Source organism: Halobacterium zhouii, assembly GCF_021249405.1.
Taxonomy (GTDB): domain Archaea; phylum Halobacteriota; class Halobacteria; order Halobacteriales; family Halobacteriaceae; genus Halobacterium; species Halobacterium zhouii.
Window position 1 is genome coordinate 2245634 of record NZ_CP089593.1, and the last position, 24861, is coordinate 2270494.

Annotated in this window: 30 protein-coding genes; 16 read left to right on the plus strand and 14 right to left on the minus strand. The window is 67.6% G+C overall.

The window, feature by feature from the left end:
* Positions 1 to 21 precede the first annotated feature (21 nt).
* Entirely contained in the window at positions 22 to 1158 is a 1137-nt protein-coding gene (gene citZ, locus LT970_RS11840; RefSeq protein ID WP_232686681.1) for a citrate synthase, read from the minus strand.
* Between the two features lie 184 nt (positions 1159 to 1342).
* Between citZ and LT970_RS11845 the strand changes: the two genes are divergently transcribed.
* A complete protein-coding gene (locus LT970_RS11845; RefSeq protein ID WP_232686682.1) occupies positions 1343 to 2563 on the plus strand; it encodes a potassium channel family protein in 1221 nt (406 codons plus the stop codon).
* A 36-nt stretch (positions 2564 to 2599) separates the two neighbouring features.
* Here LT970_RS11845 and LT970_RS11850 read toward each other — a convergent pair whose 3' ends face one another.
* Together LT970_RS11850 and LT970_RS11855 are read right to left on the minus strand one after the other, a co-directional pair.
* Positions 2600 to 3196 carry a hypothetical protein gene (locus LT970_RS11850; protein ID WP_232686683.1) on the minus strand — a complete coding sequence of 199 codons (597 nt, stop codon included), beginning with the start codon at positions 3194 to 3196 and terminating at the stop codon, positions 2600 to 2602.
* A 74-nt stretch (positions 3197 to 3270) separates the two neighbouring features.
* On the minus strand, positions 3271 to 3546 hold the full coding sequence (locus tag LT970_RS11855) for a DUF7536 family protein (protein ID WP_232686684.1): 276 nt from the start codon (positions 3544 to 3546) through the stop codon (positions 3271 to 3273).
* 533 nt (positions 3547 to 4079) lie between these two features.
* Between LT970_RS11855 and LT970_RS11860 the strand changes: the two genes are divergently transcribed.
* The 10 genes from LT970_RS11860 to LT970_RS11905 all read left to right on the plus strand — a co-directional run bounded on the left by LT970_RS11860 (position 4080) and on the right by LT970_RS11905 (position 12638).
* A complete protein-coding gene (locus LT970_RS11860) occupies positions 4080 to 5039 on the plus strand; it encodes a succinylglutamate desuccinylase/aspartoacylase family protein (protein WP_232686685.1) in 960 nt (319 codons plus the stop codon).
* Positions 5036 to 6127, plus strand: coding sequence for a threonine synthase (locus LT970_RS11865; RefSeq protein WP_232686686.1), 1092 nt, complete (start codon positions 5036 to 5038; stop codon positions 6125 to 6127). The genes LT970_RS11860 and LT970_RS11865 overlap by 4 nt, the downstream gene beginning before the upstream one ends.
* Entirely contained in the window at positions 6124 to 6642 is a 519-nt protein-coding gene (locus LT970_RS11870) for an NUDIX domain-containing protein (protein ID WP_232686687.1), read from the plus strand. The genes LT970_RS11865 and LT970_RS11870 overlap by 4 nt, the downstream gene beginning before the upstream one ends.
* A gap of 151 nt (positions 6643 to 6793) precedes the next feature.
* Positions 6794 to 7561: an HTH-type transcriptional regulator GlpR gene (gene glpR / locus LT970_RS11875; RefSeq protein ID WP_232686688.1), complete on the plus strand. Its 768-nt coding sequence runs from the start codon at positions 6794 to 6796 to the stop codon at positions 7559 to 7561.
* Positions 7558 to 8466 (plus strand): 1-phosphofructokinase, encoded by a 909-nt coding sequence (gene pfkB / locus LT970_RS11880; RefSeq protein ID WP_232686689.1) that lies wholly within the window; start codon positions 7558 to 7560, stop codon positions 8464 to 8466. Before glpR ends, pfkB begins: the two co-directional genes overlap by 4 nt.
* 134 nt (positions 8467 to 8600) lie before the next feature.
* A complete protein-coding gene (locus LT970_RS11885; protein ID WP_232686690.1) occupies positions 8601 to 9737 on the plus strand; it encodes a PTS fructose transporter subunit IIC in 1137 nt (378 codons plus the stop codon).
* Between the two features lie 39 nt (positions 9738 to 9776).
* Entirely contained in the window at positions 9777 to 10241 is a 465-nt protein-coding gene (locus LT970_RS11890) for a PTS sugar transporter subunit IIA (protein WP_232686691.1), read from the plus strand.
* Positions 10238 to 10516 carry an HPr family phosphocarrier protein gene (locus LT970_RS11895; protein ID WP_232686692.1) on the plus strand — a complete coding sequence of 93 codons (279 nt, stop codon included), beginning with the start codon at positions 10238 to 10240 and terminating at the stop codon, positions 10514 to 10516. Before LT970_RS11890 ends, LT970_RS11895 begins: the two co-directional genes overlap by 4 nt.
* Positions 10513 to 12210 carry a phosphoenolpyruvate--protein phosphotransferase gene (ptsP, locus tag LT970_RS11900; RefSeq protein WP_232688704.1) on the plus strand — a complete coding sequence of 566 codons (1698 nt, stop codon included), beginning with the start codon at positions 10513 to 10515 and terminating at the stop codon, positions 12208 to 12210. Before LT970_RS11895 ends, ptsP begins: the two co-directional genes overlap by 4 nt.
* Positions 12207 to 12638 (plus strand): PTS fructose transporter subunit IIB, encoded by a 432-nt coding sequence (locus tag LT970_RS11905; protein ID WP_232686693.1) that lies wholly within the window; start codon positions 12207 to 12209, stop codon positions 12636 to 12638. The genes ptsP and LT970_RS11905 overlap by 4 nt, the downstream gene beginning before the upstream one ends.
* A 190-nt stretch (positions 12639 to 12828) precedes the next feature.
* Here the strand turns inward: LT970_RS11905 and LT970_RS11910 are convergent, their stop codons facing one another.
* Positions 12829 to 13047 carry a DUF7511 domain-containing protein gene (locus LT970_RS11910; protein ID WP_232686694.1) on the minus strand — a complete coding sequence of 73 codons (219 nt, stop codon included), beginning with the start codon at positions 13045 to 13047 and terminating at the stop codon, positions 12829 to 12831.
* A 156-nt stretch (positions 13048 to 13203) separates the two neighbouring features.
* Complete coding sequence (locus tag LT970_RS11915) at positions 13204 to 14517, minus strand: tRNA(Ile)(2)-agmatinylcytidine synthase (protein ID WP_232686695.1); 1314 nt, start codon at positions 14515 to 14517, stop codon at positions 13204 to 13206.
* Between the two features lie 241 nt (positions 14518 to 14758).
* Here LT970_RS11915 and LT970_RS11920 point away from each other — a divergent pair, with 241 nt between their 5' ends.
* From LT970_RS11920 to LT970_RS11930, 3 genes are all read left to right on the plus strand, one after another.
* Entirely contained in the window at positions 14759 to 15721 is a 963-nt protein-coding gene (locus LT970_RS11920) for a transcriptional regulator (RefSeq protein ID WP_232686696.1), read from the plus strand.
* Positions 15722 to 15997: 276 nt separating this feature from the next.
* A complete protein-coding gene (locus LT970_RS11925; RefSeq protein ID WP_232686697.1) occupies positions 15998 to 16753 on the plus strand; it encodes an Ntn hydrolase family protein in 756 nt (251 codons plus the stop codon).
* The gene (locus LT970_RS11930; protein ID WP_232686698.1) at positions 16753 to 17460 is read left to right on the plus strand and encodes an archaeal proteasome endopeptidase complex subunit alpha; all 708 of its coding nucleotides are present in this window, start codon (positions 16753 to 16755) and stop codon (positions 17458 to 17460) included. Before LT970_RS11925 ends, LT970_RS11930 begins: the two co-directional genes overlap by 1 nt.
* Positions 17461 to 17505: 45 nt before the next feature.
* Here LT970_RS11930 and LT970_RS11935 read toward each other — a convergent pair whose 3' ends face one another.
* The 9 genes from LT970_RS11935 to LT970_RS11975 form a co-directional block, all read right to left on the minus strand.
* Entirely contained in the window at positions 17506 to 17907 is a 402-nt protein-coding gene (locus LT970_RS11935) for a DUF7347 domain-containing protein (RefSeq protein WP_232686699.1), read from the minus strand.
* An 84-nt stretch (positions 17908 to 17991) separates the two neighbouring features.
* Complete coding sequence (locus LT970_RS11940) at positions 17992 to 18237, minus strand: glutathione S-transferase N-terminal domain-containing protein (protein ID WP_232686700.1); 246 nt, start codon at positions 18235 to 18237, stop codon at positions 17992 to 17994.
* Between the two features lie 112 nt (positions 18238 to 18349).
* Positions 18350 to 19789, minus strand: a complete 1440-nt coding sequence (locus LT970_RS11945; protein WP_232686701.1) for an NCS2 family permease — start codon at positions 19787 to 19789, stop codon at positions 18350 to 18352.
* A 215-nt stretch (positions 19790 to 20004) separates the two neighbouring features.
* Positions 20005 to 20718, minus strand: a complete 714-nt coding sequence (locus LT970_RS11950; protein WP_232686702.1) for a phosphoribosyltransferase family protein — start codon at positions 20716 to 20718, stop codon at positions 20005 to 20007.
* Between the two features lie 111 nt (positions 20719 to 20829).
* The gene (pyrE, locus tag LT970_RS11955; RefSeq protein WP_232686703.1) at positions 20830 to 21354 is read right to left on the minus strand and encodes an orotate phosphoribosyltransferase; all 525 of its coding nucleotides are present in this window, start codon (positions 21352 to 21354) and stop codon (positions 20830 to 20832) included.
* Between the two features lie 248 nt (positions 21355 to 21602).
* Positions 21603 to 22148: a CDP-2,3-bis-(O-geranylgeranyl)-sn-glycerol synthase gene (locus LT970_RS11960; RefSeq protein WP_232686704.1), complete on the minus strand. Its 546-nt coding sequence runs from the start codon at positions 22146 to 22148 to the stop codon at positions 21603 to 21605.
* Between the two features lie 125 nt (positions 22149 to 22273).
* Positions 22274 to 22456: a hypothetical protein gene (locus LT970_RS11965; RefSeq protein WP_232686705.1), complete on the minus strand. Its 183-nt coding sequence runs from the start codon at positions 22454 to 22456 to the stop codon at positions 22274 to 22276.
* Positions 22453 to 22770: a HalOD1 output domain-containing protein gene (locus LT970_RS11970; RefSeq protein ID WP_232686706.1), complete on the minus strand. Its 318-nt coding sequence runs from the start codon at positions 22768 to 22770 to the stop codon at positions 22453 to 22455. The genes LT970_RS11965 and LT970_RS11970 overlap by 4 nt, the downstream gene beginning before the upstream one ends.
* 115 nt (positions 22771 to 22885) lie before the next feature.
* Positions 22886 to 23527 carry a helix-turn-helix domain-containing protein gene (locus LT970_RS11975; protein ID WP_232686707.1) on the minus strand — a complete coding sequence of 214 codons (642 nt, stop codon included), beginning with the start codon at positions 23525 to 23527 and terminating at the stop codon, positions 22886 to 22888.
* Between the two features lie 185 nt (positions 23528 to 23712).
* On the opposite strand from LT970_RS11975, the gene LT970_RS11980 reads away from it, so the two are divergent.
* Together LT970_RS11980 and LT970_RS11985 are read left to right on the plus strand one after the other, a co-directional pair.
* Positions 23713 to 24369, plus strand: coding sequence for a helix-turn-helix domain-containing protein (locus LT970_RS11980; protein ID WP_232686708.1), 657 nt, complete (start codon positions 23713 to 23715; stop codon positions 24367 to 24369).
* 97 nt (positions 24370 to 24466) lie between these two features.
* Positions 24467 to 24823, plus strand: a complete 357-nt coding sequence (locus LT970_RS11985) for a DUF7344 domain-containing protein (protein WP_232686709.1) — start codon at positions 24467 to 24469, stop codon at positions 24821 to 24823.
* Positions 24824 to 24861: the final 38 nt, after the last annotated feature.

The following is a 24861-nucleotide window of genomic DNA, read 5'->3' on the forward strand; positions in this document are numbered from 1 at the left end:
GCTCGGTGAGACGTTACGTTACTACCGCTCGTCCAGCGGCGTGAACTCCTGGTCCTCCTCGCCGACGTATCGGGCTCGGGGCCGAATCAGGCGGTTGTCCTCGTACTGCTCGAGGACGTGCGCGATCCACCCGCCGACGCGGCTCATCGCGAAGATGGGCGTGTAGATGTCGATGGGGATGCCCATCTGGTAGTAGGTGCTCGCCGAGTAGAAGTCCACGTTCGGCGCGAGGCCCTTTTCCTCCTGCATGTACTCCTCGATCTGGACGCTCATCTCGTACCACTTCGTGTCGCCCGCGGCCTCGCCGAGTTCCTCGGACTGCTCGCCGAGAATCTTCGCGCGCGGGTCCTTGACGTTGTAGACGCGGTGGCCGAAGCCCATCACGCGGTCACCGCGCTCGAGGGCGTCCTGCACCCACGTCAGGGCGTCCTTATCGCTGTCGTCGACCTCCTTCAGCATCCGCATCACGTTCGCGTTCGCGCCGCCGTGGAGGCTCCCCGAAAGCGTGCCGACGGCAGACGTGACCGCGGAGTGGAGGTCCGCGAGCGTCGAGGAGGTGACCATCGAGGAGAACGTGGAGGCGTTCAGGCCGTGGTCGGCGTGGAGCACGAGCGCCTGGTCGAAGACCTCCGCGAGCACGTCGTCCGGTTCCTCGTCGTTCAGCATGTAGAGGAAGTTCGCGGCGTGGCTCAGGTCCTCGCGCGGTTCGACCACGTCGTCGCCGTTGCGGAGGCGCGTGAACGCCGCGACGATGGTCGGCAGTTTCGCCGTGATGCGCTTGCCCTTCCGGACGTTCGCCTCGCGGTCGGTCGGGTCGGCGTCCGCGTCGTCGTCGAACGCCGACAGCTCCGAGACGGCGGTGCGGACCGCGGCCATCGGCTCCTCGTCGGCCTCGGCGAGGTCCCGCACCAGCGAGAGCACGTCGTCGTGCACAGCACGGTGGGCCGCCATCTCGGACTCGAAGTCCTCGAGTTCCCCGCGATTCGGGAGATTGCCGTGCCAGAGCAGGTACAGAACCTCCTCGTAGCTCGCGTCGCGAGCCAGGTCCTCGATGGTGTAGCCGCGGTACACCAGTTTCCCGGCGTCGCCGTCGATGTAGCTCAGGTCGGACTCCGCGACGAGCACGCCCTCGAGGCCCTTCTTGAGTTCGTCAGCCATACAGTTCGGTTGTTCACGGTCGTCCCTAATGGGTATCGATTTACCGACCGCGGAACCAGCAAAACTCGCCTCCGCGCGCAGGGAGCCGTCGGCGGAGTACCGAACTGTCGATGGGACGACGAACCAGCGCCGGGACGGCAGGTTGACGCGAACGTTTTTCGGGTGGCGCGCAGAACCGAGAGGTATGGCAGGCCGCGTCGAGTACGAACCCGCGAGCGTCAAAGAACTGCTCGCGGAGATGAAGGACACCGCCGAACTCCTCATCGACCTCTCGTTTTCGGCGGTACTCCACGGCAGCGACGGCGTGGCCGAGGAAGTGTTGAAACTCGAGGAACGCATGGACGTCCTCCAGTTGCGGGCGCGGATGAGCCTCCTGCTCGCCGCCCGAACCACGGAGGACGCGGAGGCGCTCGCGCCCGTGCTCGGCGTCGTCGGCGCGGCGGAGAAGGTCAGCGACGCCGCGGGCGACATCGCGAAGGTCGTCCTGGAGGACATCGGCGTGCCGGACGCGATGCGCGCGGCGCTCCCCGAGGCCGTCGAGACGCTGGTGCGCGCGGAACTCGCCGCGGACTCGGCGTACGCGGGCAGCACGCTCCAGGACGTGAACATGGAGACCGAGACTGGCGTGCGCGTCATCGCCATCCGGCGCGGCGGCGACTGGATCCTGAACCCGGGCCCGGACACCGAACTCGCGGCGGACGACGCGCTCCTGTTGCGCGGCCCCGACCAGGCTATCGGCGGGGTCTACGAGACGGCGACGGGCGAGCGCTACGAACCACCCGACGTCCCGGAACCCGAAATCGAGGACCTGGAGCGCGCCGTCGACTCCGTCGTGCTGATGAAGAACATGAGCGAGCTCGCGGTCGACCTCGCGTACGGCGCGGTGCTGTTCGACTCCACGGACCTCGCCGAGGAGGTGCTGGAACTCGAGGCGGAGGTCGACGCGCTCCAGTCGCGCTTCGAGGCGTGGACGCTCAGGGCGGCGGCGGACGTGCCAGACCCCGTGTCGCTGCGCGGCCTCGTCCATATTGCGAACGCGACGGAGGTCATCAGCGACGCCGCCCTCGAGATCAGCGAGGGCGTGCTTCGGGGGCTGGACACGCACGCTGTCGTCCAGGAGGCCGTCGAGGAGTCCGACGAGGTCATCATTCGCGTCGCGGTCGACGAGAGAAGTAGCCTCGACGACACGACGCTCGGCGGGCACGCCGTGAAGACGGAGACCGGAATGCGCGTCATCGGGGTGCGCCGCCCGGAACGTGCCGGCGAGCACGCAAGCGACGACGAGCGGTGGGTCGTCCACCCCGGCCCGGACACCCAGATTCGGGCGGGCGACGTGCTGCTGGCGAAGGGAACGCGGGCGGGCGCCGGCCGCCTCCGAGAACTGGCGGCCGGCTCGGAGACGTAGCACGGGACGACTAGTTCAGAGGCGTAGCGCGGGCCGTCAGTCGAGCACCTTCCGTTCGGCGTCGACGGCGCGCAACGCGAGGTCCGGCAGCGGCGTCTCGAGGTAGTCCCGGCCGTCGTCGTAGTCGGTCGCGGACAGCGACGGCCCGGTCTCTGCGGTCTCGAAGCGGAGTTCGAACCCGACCGGATCCTCGGTGGTGCGCGCAGTGGTCACGCGGGTGTCCATCCCGCGGGCGACGACCCGACGGCGCACGGCGGCGAGACGGTCGACGAGGGAAGCGTCCACACCCAGCGCGTCGTACCCGGTGCGTCGACGAACGCGGTCGAGTAGGCCACCGGTGTCGGGTGGTTGGACGGTGAATCGGGCGTACACGTAGCCGTCCTCGCGGCGGACGACGAGGCGCGCGGTGCACTCGCTGCCCGCGAACTCGACCAGGCACGCGAACGCGTAGCGGTGGTTCTCGTGGCTGGTTTCGATGGGGTCGAAGCGCTCGGACGCGCTCGATCGGTCGGCGCCCCGCAGCGACGAGAGCACGCCCGCGAGCACCGCACCAGGAGACGGCAGGCCGTCGCTATCGCTGTCGTCGTCGCCCGTGAACGCCGCGAGTCGCGTCGGGAAGTCGTCGCCCGCCATTCGTCGGACGCAGGAATCCCGGTCGTATGTACTTTTTTTCGGAGCGCCAACCAGTCGACGTTTCGGGTCACTGGCTAGTCGACGTTTCGCGCTGGCGGCTGGTCGAGACTGCGCGCGAGGCGGACTGCCGCACCGATAGCGAACGCGAGCGTTGCGAGCAACCCGGCGGTGAACGCGAGCACGCCGGCGAGCGCGACCAGGAACGGGTCGTACAGTGACCCGCCGGACATCACCACGAAGAAGTAGTACGCCGCTGCCGCGACGAGCACGCCCACGGCGAACCCGCGCAGCGCCTGCGTTCGCAGGTCGAGCGCGGCCACGAGGTTGTCCACTCCCGGACGCTCTGGCATGCGCGAGCGTTGGAGCGGGGAACGCAAATCCTCGTCGGTTCTAGTGGTGTGGTTTGTTAGAGAGGGCGTACACGACGAAAGCACATCTGAGAACACCCAGAAAGCCCCAAGCGTCTCTACTCGGGAGGCTCGTGGCGCGCTTCGGCCACTTCGTGGCCTGCAGTGCTTACGTCGCCTGCCTTCGTCGAGACGCTTGCCCCTTTCAATCCCACCTCATGCCGGCTGGTCAGCCGGCTACCGGGTGGACTGGAAGGGGCGGCCCGCTCGCGCATGCTTGTTCGCTCGCGATGTAAGCACCGCAACGGAGTGAGGAGCGCAGCAAGCGAGCGGACGCGAGCGGTCCGGGGCTTTCTGGGTGTCCGCAGGAACAGTGGTATCAACGACAGCGAGGCCCTCTGGGTATTCTCAATGTTGTATAGTTACCGTCAGCCGGAATTTCCAGCACCATCCCACTGCCTGTAGAATGTTCCAACAATCGAAAGCGCACCCTCGGAGCGAACCACTCAAGGCGTCCGGCACGTCCTGTGTACGTAATGACGACTCTGGGCACGGCGTCGGCCGCCCCCGGTGAACTCGACACCGGGCGGTTGACGGTCGGTGAGACGCGCGACGGCACCACGGCCGGGCTTCCGGTCGCGGTCGTGAACGGCGAGCGCGACGGGAAGACCCTCTACGTGCAGGCAGCCAGCGACGGCGACGAACTCAACGGCGTGGGCGTGGTTCGCCGCGTCGTCCCGCAACTCGACCCCGCGGAGATCGCTGGCGAGATACTCGTCGTCGGCATCACGAACTTCTACGGCTTTCAGGTCGCAGAACACCGCAACCCCATCGACGACACGAAGATGAATCGTGCGTATCCGGGGAACGCGAACGGGTCGTCCTCCGAGCGCATCGCGCACGCGACGTTCTCCGTGGCGAAGGACGCCGACCTCGTGCTCGACCTCCACCAGGGGTCGACGTCGCGCATGATAAACGAGGTGCGTGTGCGGTGTGGCAGCCGCCACCGACTCCACGACGAGTGCCTCGAACTCGCGCGGGTGTTCGATTGTGGGTACGTCCTCGACCAGAAGGGGCCGGAGGGCCAACTCGCGCGCGTCGCGCCGGACCGCGGCGTCCCGACCATCGACCCGGAACTCGGCGGCGCGGTGGGCTGGGACGAGGAGTCCATTCAGTACGGCGTCGAGGGCGTGTTCAACGTCCTGCACCACTACGGCTTCCTCGACGGCGACGCCGAGCCCGCACCCCAGACGCGCGCGACGGACTTCGACCGGTACGGCTCGCTGGTCGGCGGCCTCGTCGACTTCCATGCGGACCTGGGGGACTGGGTGGAGGCGGGCGACACGCTGTTCGAGGTGACCGACGTGTTCGGGACGCTGAAGGCAACCGTGACCGCGGACGACGACGGCATCTTCTGGCGGACGCGCCGCAAGCCCCAGGTCGCGACCGGCGAGTACGTCTGCTCGGTCGGAACGGACGTGGACAGGGTAGAATGAACGCTCTCGAGTGTCGAGCCTGTAGTCGGACGTACGAGTCCGGCACGGACGAGCCGTGGCGCTGTGAGTGCGGGCACGCACTCGACTTCGCGGAGCGTCCATTGCCAGCAGACAGCGAACCCAACGTCGACCCACGCGACGGCCTGTGGGCGTTCGACGAGTTCCTGCCGGTCGGCCAGGAGGTGACGCTCGGCGAGGGGTGGACGCCGCTCGCGGACGCCCCGGAGTGGGACGCCCAGTTCAAACTCGACTACGTGTTCCCGTCGGGGAGTTTCAAGGACCGCGGCGCGGCGCTCACGCTCTCCCGTGCGGCCGAGTTGGGTGTCGAGCGCGTCGTCGAGGACTCCTCGGGGAACGCGGGCGCGGCCATCGCCCAGTACGCCGCGCGCGCCGGCATCGACGCCGAAATATACGTGCCCGCGTCGGTCAAGTCCTCGAAACTCGACGCCATCGAGGCGGCGGGCGCCACACCGGTCCGGGTCGAGGGGAGTCGGCAGGACGTGACGGACGCGTGCATCCAGGAATCCGTCGGCGGGGACGCGTGGTACGCGAGCCACGCGTGGAACCCGGCGTTCTACGCGGGGACGGCGACGTTCGCGCTGGAACTCGCGGCCCAGCGCGACTGGTCGGTGCCGGACGCAGTCGTGTTGCCGCTGGGCCACGGCACGCTGTTCCTCGGCGCGTACCGCGGATTCCGCGCGCTCCACGACGCCGAGTGGACGGACTCGATGCCGCGACTGCTTGGTGTGCAGGCCGAGGGCGTCGCGCCCATCGTCGATGCGCGCGACGGCGGCGCGGGGCGGGGGAGCGACGAGGCAGCGAACGACGCCGCGGACGGCATCCAGATCCGGAAGCCGGCGCGTCTGGACCAGGTGCTCGACGCCATCGAGGACACTGGCGGCGACGCCATCGCGTGCTCGGAGGCGGCAACCGAGGACGCGCTCGCCGCGCTCGGGGAACGCGGGTTCTACGTCGAACCGACGAGCGCCGTCGCCGTCGCCGGCCTGGAGGCGTACCGCGAGCGCGGCGCCATCGACCCGGACGAGGACGTCTCCGTGGCGCTCACGGGGAGCGGACTGAAGACGTGATTCCGGACTACTGCCCGCACTGCGGGACCGAACTCGGCGAACGGGACGTCGAGGGCCGCGTGCGGAAGTGGTGTTCGACGTGCGAGCGGCCGGTGTACCGGAACGCGGTGCCGTGCGGGGACGTCACCGTAGTCGACGGCGAGCGTGCGCTGCTCGTCCAACGGGGTGTGCCGCCCGGCGAGGGCGAGTGGTCGATTCCCGGCGGCCACCTGGAAGTCGACGAGGAACCGCGCGTCGGTGCTGCCCGCGAGTTGCGCGAGGAGACGGGTGTGGTCGCCGAACCGGACGCGCTGACGCTTCTGGAGACGACACAACTCGAGCCGTACGGGGAGAAACACGTCGTGTCGACTGCGTACGCCGTCGGTGCGGACGCGGTGCGCGGGACGGCTATCGCCGGTTCCGACGCGACTGCAGTCGAGTGGGTGGCACGCGGGGACCTCGATGGCCGGGAGACCAGGCAGCACGTCGAGCGGCGAGTGGACGCGGCGGTTGCCGCGGTCTGCGAGACTGAATGAGCGACTGGTCGGGCCACCGTCCCCCGTAGAACCGCGGAGACTACACGAACACCCAGAATTTACAGATACATCGGTCAGAAACAATCACCAGCAGGCACGAGAAGATACATACGCGGGGGAACCAATCACACTCGCGAAGACCAACTGACACATGCTTCCAGCCGAGCGCAAGCGGGTGATCGTCGAACTGGTGTCAGAACACGACGGCTGTTCCGTCGATGACCTCGCGGACGACCTCGAATACTCGAAGGCGACCATCCGGCGCGACCTCCGGGAACTCGAGGACGACGAGCTCATCGAACGGTCCCACGGCGGCGCCGTCCCGGTCACGACCATCGGGAAAGAGCAGACGTACGGCCAGAAGGAGGTCCAGAATCTGGAGATCAAGCGCGCCATCGCCGGCCGCGCCGTCGAAGAGATATCGGAGGGACAGGTCGTGTTCTTCGACGCGGGCACGACGACGATGCAGGTCGCGAAGCGCGCCTCGGAAGACGGGTCGTTCCTCGGCGTGACGAACTCGCCGCCGCTCGCGCTCGAAGTCGGCCTGGCGGACGCGTCGGTGAAACTCACCGGCGGAACGCTCCGGCCGAAGACCCAGTCGCTCGTCGGGCCGTCCGCCGAGCGGTTCCTGGAGCGGATGCACTTCGACCAGTTGTTCCTCGGCACGAACAGCGTCGACTGCGACGCCGGATGTACCACCCCCAACGAAGAGGAGGCCCAGATGAAGGCAAAGATGGTGGAACGCGCGGAGCGCGTCGTCCTCGTCGCCGACGAGACGAAACTCGGCGAGCGGAGTTTCGTCCAGTTCGCGAATCTGGCGGACCTCGACCTGTTCGTCACCGACGCGACGCTCACGGGCGAACGACGCGAGGCGTTCGAATCGGCAGGCGTGACCATCGCCGACGAGGTCCAGCCGTGATTCTTACGCTCACGCTCAACCCGGCCGTCGACCACACGGCGCGCGTCGACGAGGCGCTCACGCCGGACGCGATACACCGCGCCGACGACGCCCAGTTCGACCCCGGCGGCAAGGGCATCAACGTCTCCGAGTACCTGCTCGAACTCGGCACCGAAACCGTGGCGACCGGTCCCGTCGGCGGGTTCACGGGCGAGTTCCTCCGGAGCAACCTCGCGGAACTCGGCGTTCCGACGGACTTCGTCGACGTGGACGGCCGAACGCGGCTGAACACGACTGTTCTCGCGGACGGCGAGGAGTACAAACTCAACCACCGCGGACCGACGCTCTCTGAAGACGCGGTCGACGACCTCCTCGACACGATGACCGAGTGGGCGCCCGACGTTGTCGTGGTCGCGGGGTCGCTCCCGCCGGGCGTCAGCCCGAGTGACGTCGACCATCTCGCGGCCGCGGGCGACTGGGAGACGTTCGTGGACGTGGACGGCGAGACGATGCAGGCTCTGGACGCGTCCTACGCGGGTTGTAAGCCGAACCGGCAGGAACTCGCGGCGGCGACTGGCCGCGCCGTCGACGACCTGGAGGGCTGTCTCGCCGCCGCCAGGGACCTCCAGTCCCGCGGGTTCGAGCGGGTCGTTGCGTCCCTGGGCGGCGACGGCGCCGTGATGGTGACGCCGACGGCCACGTACTACGCGCCGGCCCTCGACGTCGACGTCGTGGACACCGTGAGCGCGGGAGACTCGCTCTTCGCAGGCGTGCTCTCGGCGCTCGTGGCGGGCGAGTCCGACCGGGTGGCGCTCGAAACCGGCGTCGCCGTCGCCGCGCGCGCCGTCTCGGTGCCGGGAACAGTCGTGCCGACACTCGGCGGCATCGAGCGGGATGTCGAACGCGTGTCCGTTTCTGAGTACTGAGTAGACGGCTGCCTGGTTCCTGTTTTCTACTGGAAACCACCTGCTTTTGGCGATGTTACGAGCGTATGCGGTCAAAAACAAACGTATTCGAAAGTATTTTTGAATGTGTCAGTAATTACCGTGATAGAGCATCAATGGCAGCGAGAGACACCGCGGAAAGCGCGCTTTCCTCACACGTAACGTCAGTGAAAGAGGACCTCATGACAGGGGTCTCGTTCATGATACCGTTCGTCACCATCGGCGGTATCTTCCTGGCCCTCGGCTACGCGGTCGGGAACACGGAACAGGTGTTCTCGAACACCGGTTCGCTGGGCTGGTTCCTCGCACAGATGGGGGTCGCGGGCCTCACCATCATGGTGCCCATCCTCGGCGCGTACATCGCGTACGCCATCGCGGACCGACCGGGCCTCGCACCCGGCTTCCTGCTCGCGTACATCATCCAACAGGGCAACGTCGTCGCCGCCGCCGGCGAAGTAGTCGGCATCAGTGGCGGCCAGGCGGGCGCCGGCTACCTCGGCGCGCTCGTCGCCGGCCTGCTCGCCGGATACGTCGCACGCGCGATCAAGAACCTCGACGTTCCGAGCGCCATCGAACCGATGATGCCGGTACTCATCATCCCCGTCGCGACGACGGCCATCCTGTTCCCTATCGTGCTGTTCGTGCTCGGCGTTCCCGTCGCAATGGCGAACGCCGCACTCACCGACTTCCTCTCGGGGATGCAGGGCTCACAGGCGCTCGTCGTGGGCGCCATCCTCGGCGGGATGATGGCCTTCGACATGGGCGGCCCCGTCAACAAAGTCGCGTACGTGTTCGCGGTCGGCCTCCTCAGTGAGGGCGTCGCCGGACCGATGGCCGCCGTGATGATTGGGGGGATGATTCCGCCCATCGGGATGGCCATCTCGAACTTCGTCGCGCCCCACAAGTACGCTGAGGAGATGTACGAGAACGGCAAGAGCGGCGTCATCCTCGGCGCCTCGTTCATCACCGAGGGAGCCATCCCGTACGCGGCCGCCGACCCCCTTCGCGTCATCCCAAGCATCGTCGCCGGGAGTGCGGTGGGTGGCGCGCTGTCGATGGCGCTCGGCGTCACGATGCCCGCCCCGCACGGCGGCATCTTCGTCGTGCCGCTCTCGAACAAGCCGTTCGTGTTCCTCGGTTGCATCCTCCTCGGTTCCCTGGTGACCGCCGTCGTCGCAACGGCCGTCAAGCCCGACTACGACGCCCGCGTCGCCTCCGAGGAAGTCGCCGCCGACGCTGAAGCCACCGACTGAACGTCACTCCCTTACCGCTCCCCGTAAATTCACACGACAATGGACGACGCCGAACTTCAGGAGATTCTCGCCGACGACCACGTATCGCTCGCTGAACCACCGGCCGAAAAGACAGCGTGTATCGAGTACCTCCTCGACCTGCTCGTGGACGCCGGTCGCGTCACTGACCGGGAGCAGGCGCTCGCGGACCTCATGGAGCGCGAATCCCAGACGACGACCGGCGTCGGGCACGGCGTCGGCATCCCACACGCGAAGACCGCCGGCGTCGACGAACCGTCCGTCGCGTTCACCCGTTCGAGTGAGGGCGTCGACTTCGGCGCGATGGACGGCGAACCCGCAACGCTCGTGTTCATGATTCTCGTGCCCGAGGACGCCGGCGAACGACACCTCTCTATCCTCAGTTCGCTCTCGCGCGCACTTGTCCACGACGAGACGAGGGAATCACTCCACGAAACCGAGTCTCCGGCCGACGTGCGCGCCGCGCTCGGCGAGGTGGTGGCGTGACCGACCGCGTCGTCACCGTCGTCCCGGAGGCCGGCCTGCACGCCCGGCCCGCCTCGGAGTTTGTAGAGACCGCCAACGAGTTCGACGGCGACATCCGAATCGCGACCGTCGGCGACGGTGACCCGGTGGACGCCCGGAGTATGCTCGGCGTCACGAGCCTCGGCGTCGAGTCCGGCGAGGACGTCCGCATCAGCGCCGAGGGCGGGGACGCGGAGGCGGCGATCGACGCGCTCGAGGGCGTCCTCTCCACGCCCGAGAACGGGGGTGGCGACTGACGGTGCGGTCCCTGGAGGGCGTCGGAACGACGCCGCTGGCGGGCGTCGGGACGGTGGTGTGGTACGAGGACGACGGTGAACTTGGGGACCCGCCCGACCCGGCGACCGTCGACCCGAAGACGGAGCGCGAGCGCTTCGCGTCGGCGCAGGAGCAGGCGGTCGCGGAGCTCGAACGCGAGCGCGAGCAGACTGCCGACGCCGTCGGCGAGGAAGAGGCCGCAGTGTTCGACGCCCACGCGCAGTTCGTCGAGGACCCCCAGCTCGCGGACGGCGTCGAAGCGGCCATCGACGACGGTCTTCCCGCCGAACACGCCGTCTACGAGGCGCTCGGCGAGCACGTCGATCGCTTCGAGTCGATGGACGGCCGGATGGCAGAACGCGCTGACGACCTGCGCGACGTCCGGGACCGACTCGTCCGCATCCTCACTGATGGTGAGCGCGTCGACCTCGGCGCGCTCCCAGAGGACGCGGTGTTGCTCGCGGAGCGACTCACGCCGAGCGACACCGCCGCCCTCGACCCGGAGCGCGTCGCCGGCTTCGCGACCGCAACGGGCGGACGGACCTCTCACGCCGCTATCTTCGCTCGGTCACTCGCCATCCCCGCCGTCGTCGGCGTTGGCGACGACCTGCACGGAATCGAGGACGGCGCGACGGTCGTGGTCGACGGCGAGCGGGGCCTCGTGACGACGAACCCGGACGAGGAGACCCGCGCCCGTGCCGCCGAAACCGACACTGCGGACGTCATCGAGCGCTCCGTGGAGACCGCGGACGGCAAACCGGTCGAGGTGGCCGCGAACCTCGGGACGCCGGCGGAGATCGAGGGCGCCGTCGCCCGCGGCGCTGACGGCGTCGGCCTCCTCCGGACGGAGTTCCTCTTCATGGACCGTGAGGCGCCGCCGTCCGAGGACGAACAGCGCGAAGCGTACGAGTCGGTGTTGTCGGCGTTCCCGGACGACCGGGTCGTCGTCCGGACGCTCGACGTCGGCGGCGACAAGCCGATTCCCTACCTCGACGCGCCCGACGAGGAGAACCCGTTCCTCGGGGAGCGCGGGGTTCGCCGCTCGCTCGGCCCGGACGCCGACCTCTTCGAGACGCAACTCCGCGCGCTCCTCCGCGCCGCCGGCAGCGAACACGGCGACGGACTGGCCGTCATGTTCCCGCTGGTCTCGACCGTCGGGGAACTCGAGGCGGCACTCGACGCCGTGGAGCGAGTGGCCGGGGACCTCGAGGACGAGGGAATCGAGTACGCGACGCCCGAACTGGGCGCGATGATAGAGACGCCGGCGGGCGCACTGGTCGCAGACGAACTCGGCGCGCGCGTCGACTTCCTCTCCATCGGCACGAACGACCTCGCGCAGTACGTGATGGCCGCCGCGCGGGACAACGACCGCGTCGCGGCGCTCCACGACCCCGCGCACCCGGCCGTCCTGCGGGCGATCCGGCGGACCGTCGAAGCGGGACACGCCCACGACTGCTGGGTCGGCATGTGCGGGGAGATGGCGGGCGACCCGGCCTACACGGAACTCCTCGTGGGACTCGGCCTCGACGAACTGAGCATGAGTGCCGTGACCGCGCCTGCCGTCAAGGCGGGCGTGGCGGCGACCGACAGTCAGGACGCGAGCGACCTCGCAGCGCGGGCGCTCGCGGCCAGCACGAAAGACCAAGTAACCGACATCGTAACAAACACACAATGAATCTCGTCGCAGTCACGTCCTGTCCGACAGGTATCGCACACAGCCAGATGGCAGCAGAGAACCTCGAACAGACCGCCGACCGCCTCGGCCACGACATCAAGGTCGAGGTGCAGGGCGCCATGGGCACCGAGAACGAACTCACCGCGGACGAAATCGACGACGCGGACGCCGTGATAATCGCGGCGGACACGTCAGTGAAGCGCGACCGCTTCCAGGGCAAACCGCTCATGAAGGGGACGGTAAAGGATGCAGTGAACGACGCGGAACACCTCATCCAGGAGGCCAGCGCCGCCGAATCGGACGGTCAGACAGACGGCGAGGCGACCGACGGCGACACCCGGAGCAGTCGCCAGAACGCCAGCACGCGGTCGCGCGGCGGTGACCGCTCGAAGGGCCTGTTCGCGCGCCTGAAGCGACTGTTCTCGTAGCCCTCTACAGGGGGGAGTGCTGTGACCCACGCCCGCGGGTCTTCGAGCACCTATTCGCGGGTCGTCTGGCGCTGTCTGCGGCGGTGTTCGGTCGACGCCACCGGCCGGAAAATAGGGTGACCGACTGTCGGGGATTACCGACTGTCGGGGATTACCGACTGTCGGATTGGCCGGCCATCGGAGTGACCAACTACCGGACAGTCTCGAGGTCGACGAACGCGTCGTCGTTCGCGGCGGTGACCCACGTCGTCACGAGGTCGTCCTCGGAGACGTCCGCCGGGAACAGTGTGCACTCCGCGCGGTCGTCGTACTCCTCGATCCGGCAGTCGAGTTTCGTCTCGACGAACGTGACCGAGTTCGTGGAGGCGGTGGCGGTGTCGGAGCGCCGTGGGTCGTCGCCAACGGTCATGGTTCAGAGTACGACACGATTAGTAATAAAATATTGTGCGACAGTGTTAAGTGATAACGTGTTTCGTGGGTGGGCGGTTCGCCGACCGGTCATCGGCCAGGCGAGACGGAGGGTCGCCGACCGGCCACCGCCCGAGGATGGCGGCGGGCCGACCGATCACCGCTCGGGATGAATGGGAGCGTCCCACTCGCCGCGGACGAGCGGTTTCGCGACGTGTCGACGCGCGCACGGCGGCACCTCGTACCAGCCCAGTTCGAGGTCCCGGGAGAGGCCGCGCTCTACCTTCCCCGCGGTGGTCGTTCCGCAGTCCCGGCAGCGATAGCCCTGGTCTGCGCCCGCGCTCTCCATGCGCCGCCCGCAGTCCGGGCACGTCGGCGTGACGCGCTCGGACTCGACGAGTTCGCGGACTGCGAACTTCTCGAGTTTCACCGTCCCACTCGCGGCCTCGCCACAGACGGTGAGTCGGTCGCCCGGACGGAGCGCCCGCACGCGGTCCCGGAACCGCTTCGTCGGCTCGAACGCCGCACACTCCATCGTGGCGTCGCCCTCGTCGGCACCCGTATCGCCGCCACTGCGCGCGCTCTCGGCGTCCCGTACGGGGACGAAGACGTGCCCACCGCGGCGGGTCTCCGGGTCGCCAGCCACCGTGACGTCCACGCGGTACGCGCGTCCGTCAATGACGTCCGCGAGGTCGGCAGGCTGAACGTGGGCGTCGGTGCCCTGGTTCGTGACGAACTGCTCGCTCGCGTGGACGGTTTCACTCTCGATGCCCTCGGCGACCGAATCGACCGCCTCCGGGTCGTCACCGCGGATTCCGTAGAGGATGGGGCCGGGCGTATGGGGCACGCAGACGGTCTCGCGCTCCACGCGGTCGACGGTGTCCCACGCATCCGGGTACGCGGCGTCCGCCGCCGCGAACACGCTGGCGTCGTCCACGTCGCGCTCGGTCCCCCAGCGCTCGGGTTCCCGGTAGTCGATGCGCTCGACCGTCCAGTCCTCGAACGCCGCCCACGCGCCGACGGCGGCGAGCGCCCCGACCACGCCCCGCCCGTTCTTCCACGCCGTCGTCTCGTAGCCGTGGGCCGCCGCGAGCGACTCCGCCTCCCCGGCGTCGAGGTCCTCCCGCATTGCGCGTCGAGAGAACTCGGCGACGGCGTCGGGAATCGGTGTCTCGGGCGCGCCGGGTATGACCACGACTCCGGGATTCGTCCGGGGGTCGGCGGTCTCCGCCGCATCCCCCACGACTTCCCGAGCGGTCTCCATCCCCACTGCCGGGTCGACGTCGGTGTGGACCGCCAGCGCCGCGTTCCCGCGAGTCTTGTACTCCACCGCGGGGTTCAGGCGCACCAGCAGCAGGCGCTCGACGCTCGCGCCGCGCTCCCGAAGACGCTCTGCCAACAGGTGCGCAGCGTACGTCGTGCACATCCCGCGGTCGCGGGAATCCGTGTCGTCCAGCGCCACGACGGTCATGCTGGGTGGCGGTTAGAGTTACGGGCTTTTCGCGCTTCCGGTCGCTAGAAGGAGTGGCTTGCAACAATCCTGCGCCCCCTACTGTGACCACCCAGAACGAGTAGAACGCTCGTTAGCCAAGGCTCACTGTCTGGCCACGACCATCGCAGGACAGCTCATACGACCCACAAACCCGAAACCACCGGCGAGCGCGGCCGTGGCGTCACAACGCATATATGTACCGACCGGCCTAGGTGGTGGTATGTCACGGTCGGCTCTCATCGACAACGTCACCGCGATGCTGTCAGACGCGGGTTTCTCGGTGAGCGACCGCTGTGCGACGCGGCCGAAGAGCTTCGACGTCGCGGCCCGCCGCGAGGACGACGTCGTGCTCGTGAAGATTCTCGGGAACATCGACGCGCTGGACGGGCCGACGGGCGCGGAGATGCGACGCCTCGGCACGTACCTGCGGGCGACCCCCATCGTCATCGGACTGCGGACGCGCGACGAGGACCTGGAACCGGGCGTGGTCTACTTCCGGCACGGCGTCCCGGTGATGAGTCCGGACACCGCGATGAACTTCTTCGTGGAGGGCGTGCCGCCGCTCATCTACGCGGCGCCGGGTGGTCTCTACGTGAACATCGACGGCGACGTGCTGGCGGACCGCCGCGACGAGGAGGAGATGAGCCTCGGCCAACTGGCGAACGAACTCGGCGTCTCCCGGCGCACCGTCTCGAAGTACGAGGACGGCATGAACGCCAGCATCGAGGTCGCAATCACGCTCGAGGAGCGCTTCGGCGATGACCTCACGTCGCCCGTCTCTGTGATGGACGGCGCCGAGGAGGTCCGGGACGCCGACCCGACGCCGGAGGACCCGGAGGCCGACCCGGAGGACGTGCCCGTGCTGTCGGTGCTCGCCCGGGTCGGGTTCGAGGTGCATCCGACGGTGCGCGCGCCGTTCAAGGCCGTCGGCGAGGACGTCGCACGCGCCGACCACCTGCTCACCGGCCACTCCTCGTTCACGGAGGCCGCGCTCAAGCGCGCTCGCATCATGAGTTCGCTCGGTGAGATTACACGCACGCGCGCTGTCTACGTCGTGGACGAGGCGAAGCGCGACTCCGTGGACGCGACCGCCATCGTGGAGCGCGAGGAACTCGAGAACGTCGACGACCCCGAGGACCTCCGCGAGCTGCTGAAGGGCAGAGGCGACCCACAAGAAGCCTGACTTCCGACCAGCGCCATTTTCGAGACGTCTGACCGCGGGACTGTGCTGCTGTACGCCGCCAGCCCTGGCTCCCTGACCGGCACAGCAAACACCTACAGTATTGACAAGTTCGATAGGACCACATCCCAGCCAACAGTTGTCTGGGCACGGGACTGGGTGCAGCACCGGGTGTCAAGGGGTTACACTGGGTTTCACTACTTCGGACGGGTGTCGGGAGCCAGCAGCTAAAATATTATTTAGCTAACACTTTTCGGTGTGGCGTGCCTGGCATCCACCATGGTGTCTGACCGCCGGCCGAACGCCGAGCGAACGACAGCGAATCGACAGGGATGGACGCCGCTCCACGAGACGACACCGGATCACGGAGCAACACCGCACGATAGAACAGCGCCCCAGGCGGGCGAGTCGGCCAGCGACGCCGCAGACGGGCAGGTCGTCGAGACCGGAACCACCATCGTCACGCTCCAGGCGGACGACAGCGTCGTCGTGGCCGCCGACCAGCGCGCGAGCCTCGGCGGCCGGTTCGTGACGAACAAGTCCGTCCAGAAGGTCGAGCAGATCCACCCGACGGCCGCCGTCGCACTCTCGGGGGCCGTCGGCCACATCCAGCAGTTCGTCCGGACGATGCGCGCCGAGACCCGCCTCTACAGCGACCGGCGCGGCGAGGACCTCTCGATGGACGCTCTCGCCACGTTGGCGGGGAACGTCCTCGGAAGCACGCCGATGCAGATCACACCCGTGCTCGGCGGCGTCGGCGAGACGGGACCACGCGTCTTTTCGATCGACGGCGGTGGCGGCGTGCTCTCGGACGACTACGCGGCCGGTGGGAGCGGCATGCAACTCGCGTACGGCGTGCTCGAACGCCAGTACGACGACGGCCTCACCGCGCCCGAGGCACGGACCGTCGCCGCCGAAGCCATCGGCAGCGCGAGCGAACGCGACACCGCCAGCGGAAACGGCGTCACCATCGCCACGGTCACCGCCGAGGGCGTCGAGACCGACGAGTACGCGACCACAGAGGAGGTGGCGTGATGCAGGGAACCGACCAGCAGGCCTACGACCGCGGCACCACCATCTTCTCGCCGGACGGCCGCCTCTACCAGGTGGAGTACGCTCGCGAGGCAGTCAAGCAGGGCGCGCCCGTGGTCGGCGTCCGCGGCGACGACGGCGTGGTGCTCGCGACCCACCGCTCCCGGCGGTCGCCGCTCGTGGACACGCGCCGCGGCGAGAAACTCGCCACCGTCGACGACCGCGTCGCCGTCGGGAGTGCCGGCCACGCCGCCGACACCCGCCGCCTGGTCGACCTCGCCCGGGAGCGCGCACAACGCGAGCGACTCCAGTACGGCGAACCCGCGACGGTCGAATCGCTCTCGACGGCGGTGGCCGACCACCTCCAGGAGTACACGCAGACGGGCGGCACCCGCCCGTACGGCACGGCGCTGCTCGTCGCCGGCCACGACGACGACCCGCGTCTCTTCGAGATCGACCCGTCCGGCGCGACCCGCGAGTGGGAAGCCAACGCCGTCGGTAGCGGCGCCGACGCGGCTCTCGAACACTTCGAGGAGTCGTATCGCGCATCGCTCACCGTGGGGGACGCACTCGGACTGGCACTCGACGGACTCGCCGCCGCCGTCGAGGACCTGACGGTCGCGGACGTCGACGCGGTGGTCGTCGACGAGGACGGCCACAGCCCCGTCTCGGCGGACCGACTCCGGGCGGTCTTCGAGGATCGAGAATAGCGCCGTAATCGGCTATAGGCCCTACCTGGGCGGTTGTGGCGGTCTCTAACTCGCCCGCTGGTCGCCGCTGGTGGTGAACGTTCCTTCGAGTACCGCCGCCGCCGCGCGACGGCCGGCGGCAGTGAGAACGTAGCCGTCCGCTTCCTTCCGGACGAAGTGCCCGGAGAGCTGTCGGAGGTGGTACGCGAACCCGGCGGAACTGTCGCTGCCGACGGTCGACTGTAGCTCCGAGAACGAGAGCGGGTCGTCGCTGCTGCGTTCCGCCCGCAGGAGGGAGACCAGCACCGCGACGCGGACCTCGCTGGCGAGCGTCTTGAACGCCTCGCTCGGGGCCATCTCCCCGCCGGTTCGGTAGTCGACCGCGTCGTCAACGCCGCCCGTGGCCGAGATCGACAGCGCCTCGGCCGGGCCGCGGAGCGCGTCGTCGCGGCGGTTCGACTCGGTCATCACTCCGGATATCAGGTAGCCGACCCAAAAAGCGTACAGGTCCCGGCAGGACTCGAATCCAGGGAGTGCTGCGGGCGCGAATGCTTACGAACCGTACTGCTCGTCGAGGTAGTCGACGATATCGTCGGATTCGGGCATCCCCTCGACACCGTTCTCCTCGTCCACGAGCACGGGCACGCCGGCCTGACCGCTCACTTCCTTCACTTCGTCGCGTTCGGCGCGGGAACTCGGCACCTCGTGTTGTTCGTAGTCGATGTCGAGTTCGTCGAGTTTGGTCTCGACTTTCGCGCAGTACGGACAGCCGTCGAGTCGGTAGAGTTCGAGTGCCATGTGAGTTCGTTGGGACTTCTGCCTAAAGAGCGCCGGGGAAACAGGCGAGGTCGTCCGGAAGGCGTCGGTCGTTGCGCGACAGTGGAGGGCTCGGAAGGGCGGACGCTGCCGGCTACGCGACAGCGGACTGGAGGACGCCGCTGGTGCGGACGTAGAAGTAGACGACGAACGCGCCCGCGAGCAGCCACTGGCCGGCGCTCACGTCGTCGTACTCGCCGGTGGCGGCCTTCACGACGGGGTAGGAGACGATGCCGGCGGCGATGCCGTACGCGATGCTGTAGGTGAACGGCATCACGAGGATGGTGAGGCCGGCGGGGATGGCGTGCGTGAGGTCGTCCCAGTCGATGGCGGTGACGTTCGAGAGCATCAGAATGGCGACGACGACGAGCGCGATGTGGCTCGCGTACTGGGGGATGGCGGCGGCGAGCGGGACGAGCGCGAGCGACGCGATGAAGAGGAGTGCGACGACGAGCGCGACCATCCCGGTGCGTCCGCCCTCCTCGACTCCGGCGGCGGACTCGATGTACGTGGTGACAGTCGAGGTTCCGAGCATGCCACCGACGAGCGTGCCGACGGCGTCCGCCATCAGGGGTTCGTCGGCGTCGGGCAGGTCGCCGTCCTCGTCGAGGAAGCCGCCCGCGTGGCCGACGCCCACGAGCGTCCCGGCGGTGTCGAAGAAGTCCACGAAGAAGAACGTGAAGACGACGAGCGCGAAACTGAACGCCTCGGCGTTCTGGAAGCCCTGGACGAACGCGCCGACGAGCGGGGTGATGTCGTACTGGGCCTGCGGGAGCCTGCTCGGCGCGAAGCCGCCGTTACGGACGAAATTGCCTGCGAGCACGCCGGGTTCGACGACGCCAGCGAGCGTGAGTACCGCGCCGGCGGCCGCCGTGCCGAGGATGCCGAGGATGATGCTTCCCGTGACGCCGCGTGCGTGCAGCGCGAACGTGAACAGGAGGCCGAGGATCGAGAGCACGGCGACGGGGCTCTGCGCGAGATTTCCGAGCGCGAGCAGGGTGGCCGGGTCGTCCACGACGACGCCCATCGCCTGGAGGCCGATGATGGCGAGGAACAGGCCGATGCCGGTTCCGACGGAGAACTTCACGGGTTCAGGGAACAACTGGATGACGTACTCGCGGGCGCCGACGGCAGTGAGGAGGATGAAGAGGACGCCCTCCGTGACGACGGCGGCGAGCGCGGTCTGCCACGGGATGCCGAGCGCGCCGACGACGGTGAACGCGAAGAAGGCGTTGAGACCGAGGCCGGGCGCGAGGCCGAACGGCCGGTTGGCGTAGAACGCCATCACGAGCATCGCGACGGCCGAGGCCAGCAGCGTGACGACTGCGAGCATCTGGACCGTCTGGTCGTGGCTGTAGTTCGCGAGCGAGATACCGGGTTTGACCACCTCGCCGTTCCGCGTTATCTGGGTCATGACCGAGGGATTCACGACGACGATGTAGGACATCGTGAGGAACGTCGTGATGCCGGCGACGACCTCCGTGCGGACGTCGGTGTCGTGTTCGTCGAGTGCGAAGTAGTCAGCGAGCCCCATGATGCACGTCCGAGCACAGATGAGAGAGTACATTAAGGCTTGTTATGCACGTTCGAATTTCGTGTGGAGAAACAGGTTCGAGATTCGTCGAGGAGTCACAGACGTGCACAGAAATCGGCTATCTCGGGTCGGGAGCGACGTGATCAACGTCGTGGCGGCCTCGCTCGGTCCGTCACTGCAGTTGAGTTCGCTACCTGAACGAGTCCGCGGCGGCGTCAGTCGAGTTCGACGAGCGCGCCCACCGGCGCGTCGGTGCGCTCGCGGGCGCGGTCGATTCCTTCGTCCCCCGCCGCGATGAGCGTGAACACGCCGGTCACGTCCGCGTCTGCGGTGTCGGCGATGTCGAGGAGGAGTTCCTGGGTCTCCCCGGAGCGGATGAGGTCGTCCACGACGAGCACGGTTTCGCCCGAATCGACGGCGGACGCCGGGAGGTAGTACGTGATCTCGATGCCGGAATCGAGGCGCTGGCGGGCCTCGATGAACTCCTCAACGGCGGTCTCCTTGGACTTCTTCGCGTACGCACAGCGAGCGCCGTAGTACGACGCCAGCGCCGCGGCGAGCGTGATGCCGTCGGTGGCCGCGGTCAGCACGACGTCGGGAACCTCGAAGTCGAACGTCTCGGCGGCGACGGGCGCGACGAGGTCGAGGAAGGACTGGTCGAAGACGACGCTGGAGTTGTCCACGTACCCCTCGTCGTCGAGGGTGACGCGGGAGCGCAGTTCCTCCCGGAGCAGGTCCGCACCGGCGTTCTCCACGACCGCCTCTGCGCGGTCCGCGCTCGGCAGCACGTGGCCGTTCACGTAGCGGTTCAGGTCCCCCGCGGGCAGTCCGGTGTCCGCAGAGAGTTCGTCGTAGGTTCGCGTCTCCTTCAGCGTCCGCAGGACGGCGACCGCCTGCAACTGCAGAGCGGCCTTCTCGGCTCGGTTCATGTCGGTACACACGTTTCCACAAACTTGAATATCCCGAATCAGTTTCCATGCGAACCAACCACAAACGAGCGCATCAGGACGACCTGCGGGCCTATCGCATTCGCAGGCCACTCACTCCGCGTCGAGCAGGTCGCTCGCCGTCACCAGTGCCTCCATCTCGACGCCGTGCTCGGCGAGCAACTCCCGGCCGCCCTCTTCGCGGTCCACCACGAGCAGCGCGCGATTGACTTCCGCGCCCGCGTCGCGAAGCGCCTCGACGGCGTCCACGGCGGACTGTCCGGTGGTCGCGATGTCCTCCACGACGACGACCTCCTCGCCCTCCTCGAGGCGGCCCTCGATGCGGTTCGCCGTCCCGTACTCCTTGGCCTGCTTGCGCGCGATGACGTACGGTACCCCGGCCTCGGTCGCGGTCGCCGCCGCCAGCGGCACGCCGCCGAGCGCCACGCCGCCGAGTTTGGTGTCGTCATCGATGCGCTCAGCGAACGCCTCGGCGATGGCCGACAGGCACTCCGGGTCCGTCTCGAAGAGGTACTTGTCCACGTAGTACTCCGACGTGCCGCCGTGGGAGAGTTCGAACTCGCCGTACTTGACGGCGTCCGCGTCCCGCAGGGACTGGATGAGGTCGTCGTTCGCCATCGTTGTTCGACTCTCGGGACGCGCTGTTAAACGATTCGCGTTCTGTCGCGACGACCGGGGAGCGACCGACACGAGCATTCGGCGACCGAGTGGTCCGAAGGACCCGGTAGGTCGCCGATTCACCGAGCGCGAGCAAAGCGAGCGCTCGGGCCGACGACCGAAGGACGCGAAGCGGACTGAGGGAGGAGTGCTTTTGGTGTCGCTTTTACCGAGGCGCGGCTTCGCCGCGCCGCAGAGTAAAAGCGCCCTCAGTAGGGCTCGCTTTTTAGATTCAGCCAGTAGGCGGCGACGTTCGTGACGACGTGGAGAATCGGCGTGAGGACGAGGACGACCAGAAGCACGCCGAGCGTGAACGTCGCCGCGAACCACGCGGGGGCGGCGAGCGCGGTGAGCGCGAGTGCGAGCACGGCGAAGTCGAGTTGGTCGACGACGGGGAACGCGGCGCCGCGCTCGCGGCCGGTGCGGCGTTTGAGGAACGACGCGAGGATGTCCCCGAGCATCCCGCCGGCGGGGAGCGCGAGCATCGCGGCGATCGGGAACTCGGGGAGTGGGACGCCGAGTGCGTCGACGGCGGCGGGCCGGATGGCGTTCAGCGCGACGGCGAGCGCGACGCCCGCGAGGATGCCGACCGCCGTGCCGCGCCACGTCTTGCCGTCGCCGAGAACGCGCCGACCGCCCCAGGTGTGCCCCGCGTCGATGGGGCGGCCGCCGCCCGCGAGCACCGCGGCGTTGTTCGGGACGTACGCCGGGAGCATCGCCCAGAACGCGACGGCGATGGTGGCCACGAGGTTCATATACGCCGGTGCACGCGTTCAAAATAAAAAGGGCGCGGGTTCTGTACAGCGAGCGCGACACGGCGCGACGTGCCCGAAAAGAACGCGCGGCAGGTTCGTCGGACGGGCTTCAGAGTGGACGTCGGTTACGCTTCGTCCTGTTTTTGCACTTCGGTGACGACGATATCCCAGTCCGGGTGTTCGGCATCGTTCCGGCACGCCCACCCGCCTTCGACGTCGATTCCGTTGGTGTGCGCTCGACGGAGCAGCGACTTCAATTCGGCGTGTAACTCCGTTGAAGTCGTCATCGTCGATTCCTCGGTGGTCATTCGTGTCGACCTCCTCCGTCTGGACCGTCGAGTCGGTCGAATCCCGGGGGCGTGATTTCGACGACGCCGTCGCTGTACACCGCCACCGTGTACGCCTCCAGGGTGAACGAAACCGAGACGCCCTCGTCCGGCGTGTCGTCGAAGTGGAGCAGCGAGTCGAGCGCGTCGGGGTCCACAGCCGTGTTGAGCGGTTCGATGTCGATCGGGTCCCGTTCCGTCACTTCCGACAGGGACGCCACGACGGCCAGACTCGGAGGCGTCCCGCCCTGGTCGAACTTGAACCGGTGCGTCTCCGGCTGCCCGTAGTACTCCACTGACTCCAACCCGACACCAACCTGTGTAGCAATCAAAGTAATCTACAGTGTCGTAGCGGCTTGCGCCGGTTCAACGAGGGTACTGATAGTACAGAAGGTATTAATACGTAACTGGCTACGGATCGGCGAGCGTCTCGGCGATGAGGCGTCGATGGCCGCGTCTAAGCCGCGACGAGAGCGACTGCTGGGTGATGCCGAGTTCCGCGGCGACGTCTTCGAGTGACGCCTCGCGTGGCGAGTCGAAGTAGCCGCGTTCGTAGGCCAACACCAGGGCCTCTCGCTGAGTGTCGGTTAGTTCGTAGTCGTCACCGTGCACCGCGAGCAACTGGTGAACGCCGGTGATCTCGATGGGGATGCCGTGGGCCTGGCAGTCAGTTCGGAACTCGCTGACGGCAGACCGATCCTCTGCCCGGACCTCGAAGTTCCACCCGTCTTTCGTTCCGACGCCCGAGAGAACGGAGATGTTCGACTCGGCGAGAGCGGTCAGGATGCCGTAGTACTCGCCCTCCCACTCCGCACGCATGAGATACTCGTCGTCGACGCTGTCGATGAGTTCGAGGTTGACTACGCCGGCGTGGGCCTCGAACGCGGCTTCGATGTCCTCGGCCTCCGCTCCGCGCACCCAGAAGTACGGAATCACCAGGGTCTCGTGCGGGATGAGTCGCTCGAGTTCCACCGTCACCGACGGCAGGTTCTCGAACACCGTCCCCAGTGGGAACTCGTCTGCGGGACTGGTGAACTCCATTACAGTGCTCATGTCGCTAGTTTCGCCCCGGAAACCAATAATCGGCGTGGGTGGTGAACCAGGCTTCGACGAGGTGCTGGTTCTCACCGACCGAGGGGACTACTGGCGGAAATGGGGAAGGCTAGTCCGCTGGGCATGGTGTATCAGGCTCACCAGTTTTGTACGGGCATGGCTTACCATGCTCCCCCAACCGAACAATGAGCGTGGTTGTAGAGGTGGAGATATCGGCTGCCGACTTCGAACTCGGACGGATTCTCGGCGTCGACGGGATGTCGTCCATCGAACTCGAGAGTCTCGTCCCGATCGGTGGTGCCACCGTTCCGCTGTTCTGGATCCACAACTCGACGCGGGACCGGTTCGTCGACTCCGTCCAGCGCCACCCGACCGTCAACAGCGCCTCCGAGGTGGACGTGTTCGAGGACCGGACGCTGTTCACGCTCGACTGGGACGCGAACCAGGACCACGTCTTCCGCGGAATCAGAGAGCACGAGGGACAACTGTTGAGCGCCATCGGGACGCCCGAACGGTGGGAGTTCGAACTTCGATTCCCGAGTCACGGCGCGCTCACCGAGTTCAGGACGCACTGTGAGGACGCACAGATCTCACTGGAAGTGCAGCGCGTGTACAACCCGACGGAACCAGACGCCGGACCCTGGTACGGGCTCACCGAGCGCCAGCGGGAAGCGTTGACCCTCGCCGTGCAGATGGGGTACTACGACATCCCGCGAGGCTGCACCACCGAGGAACTCGCCGCCGAACTCGGGATCTCAGACCAGGCCGTGACGGAGCGACTCCGCCGCGCCATCGTATCGCTCGCCACCTCGACACTCGATCCGCCCGAGCAGGAGAGATAAGCATTCTACCCTGGCACACCAGGCCAAACCCCCACAAGAACTGCGCAATTACAGACCAGCGTGAATCGTAAGCCGGACGCAAGACACGGACGGGGACGTGGATTTGAACGGTAAGTACGAGAACGAGTCGTCGGTGGCTCCCGGCGTGGTTCTCTCGGTCATCGCCAACGAACAGCAGCGGGCGGTCATCAACGCACTCGACCGTGCCGACGACGACACACTCGAGTTCGACGAACTCACGGAACGAGTCGCCGAACGCGTCCGGGACGGCGAACCAGCAGACGGGAGACACCGGCGACGAGTCCGCACCGCACTCCACCACACCCACATCCCGAAACTCGAGTCGTGCGGGATGGTGCGCCGTGACCCCGAAACCGACACAGTTCAGAGTCAGACTGGCGACCTGAGCCGTGAACTGCTGGCGGTGCTAGCCGCTCACGAAGCGCGCGAGTAGACTGTCGATAGCGGGGCTTTTCTACGAGGAGCGACCAG

Bases quoted from the DNA above. Each gene is read 5' to 3' on its own strand.
- citZ (WP_232686681.1), bottom strand. From the start codon at position 1,158: ATGGCTGACGAACTCAAGAAGGGCCTCGAGGGCGTGCTCGTCGCGGAG.
- LT970_RS11845 (WP_232686682.1), top strand. From the start codon at position 1,343: ATGGCAGGCCGCGTCGAGTACGAACCCGCGAGCGTCAAAGAACTGCTC.
- LT970_RS11850 (WP_232686683.1), bottom strand. From the start codon at position 3,196: ATGGCGGGCGACGACTTCCCGACGCGACTCGCGGCGTTCACGGGCGAC.
- LT970_RS11855 (WP_232686684.1), bottom strand. From the start codon at position 3,546: ATGCCAGAGCGTCCGGGAGTGGACAACCTCGTGGCCGCGCTCGACCTG.
- LT970_RS11860 (WP_232686685.1), top strand. From the start codon at position 4,080: ATGACGACTCTGGGCACGGCGTCGGCCGCCCCCGGTGAACTCGACACC.
- LT970_RS11865 (WP_232686686.1), top strand. From the start codon at position 5,036: ATGAACGCTCTCGAGTGTCGAGCCTGTAGTCGGACGTACGAGTCCGGC.
- glpR (WP_232686688.1), top strand. From the start codon at position 6,794: ATGCTTCCAGCCGAGCGCAAGCGGGTGATCGTCGAACTGGTGTCAGAA.
- LT970_RS11885 (WP_232686690.1), top strand. From the start codon at position 8,601: ATGGCAGCGAGAGACACCGCGGAAAGCGCGCTTTCCTCACACGTAACG.
- LT970_RS11890 (WP_232686691.1), top strand. From the start codon at position 9,777: ATGGACGACGCCGAACTTCAGGAGATTCTCGCCGACGACCACGTATCG.
- LT970_RS11905 (WP_232686693.1), top strand. From the start codon at position 12,207: ATGAATCTCGTCGCAGTCACGTCCTGTCCGACAGGTATCGCACACAGC.
- LT970_RS11910 (WP_232686694.1), bottom strand. From the start codon at position 13,047: ATGACCGTTGGCGACGACCCACGGCGCTCCGACACCGCCACCGCCTCC.
- LT970_RS11915 (WP_232686695.1), bottom strand. From the start codon at position 14,517: ATGACCGTCGTGGCGCTGGACGACACGGATTCCCGCGACCGCGGGATG.
- LT970_RS11920 (WP_232686696.1), top strand. From the start codon at position 14,759: ATGTCACGGTCGGCTCTCATCGACAACGTCACCGCGATGCTGTCAGAC.
- LT970_RS11925 (WP_232686697.1), top strand. From the start codon at position 15,998: ATGGTGTCTGACCGCCGGCCGAACGCCGAGCGAACGACAGCGAATCGA.
- LT970_RS11930 (WP_232686698.1), top strand. From the start codon at position 16,753: ATGCAGGGAACCGACCAGCAGGCCTACGACCGCGGCACCACCATCTTC.
- LT970_RS11935 (WP_232686699.1), bottom strand. From the start codon at position 17,907: ATGACCGAGTCGAACCGCCGCGACGACGCGCTCCGCGGCCCGGCCGAG.
- LT970_RS11940 (WP_232686700.1), bottom strand. From the start codon at position 18,237: ATGGCACTCGAACTCTACCGACTCGACGGCTGTCCGTACTGCGCGAAA.
- LT970_RS11945 (WP_232686701.1), bottom strand. From the start codon at position 19,789: ATGGGGCTCGCTGACTACTTCGCACTCGACGAACACGACACCGACGTC.
- LT970_RS11950 (WP_232686702.1), bottom strand. From the start codon at position 20,718: ATGAACCGAGCCGAGAAGGCCGCTCTGCAGTTGCAGGCGGTCGCCGTC.
- pyrE (WP_232686703.1), bottom strand. From the start codon at position 21,354: ATGGCGAACGACGACCTCATCCAGTCCCTGCGGGACGCGGACGCCGTC.
- LT970_RS11960 (WP_232686704.1), bottom strand. From the start codon at position 22,148: ATGAACCTCGTGGCCACCATCGCCGTCGCGTTCTGGGCGATGCTCCCG.
- LT970_RS11965 (WP_232686705.1), bottom strand. From the start codon at position 22,456: ATGACCACCGAGGAATCGACGATGACGACTTCAACGGAGTTACACGCC.
- LT970_RS11975 (WP_232686707.1), bottom strand. From the start codon at position 23,527: ATGAGCACTGTAATGGAGTTCACCAGTCCCGCAGACGAGTTCCCACTG.
- LT970_RS11980 (WP_232686708.1), top strand. From the start codon at position 23,713: ATGAGCGTGGTTGTAGAGGTGGAGATATCGGCTGCCGACTTCGAACTC.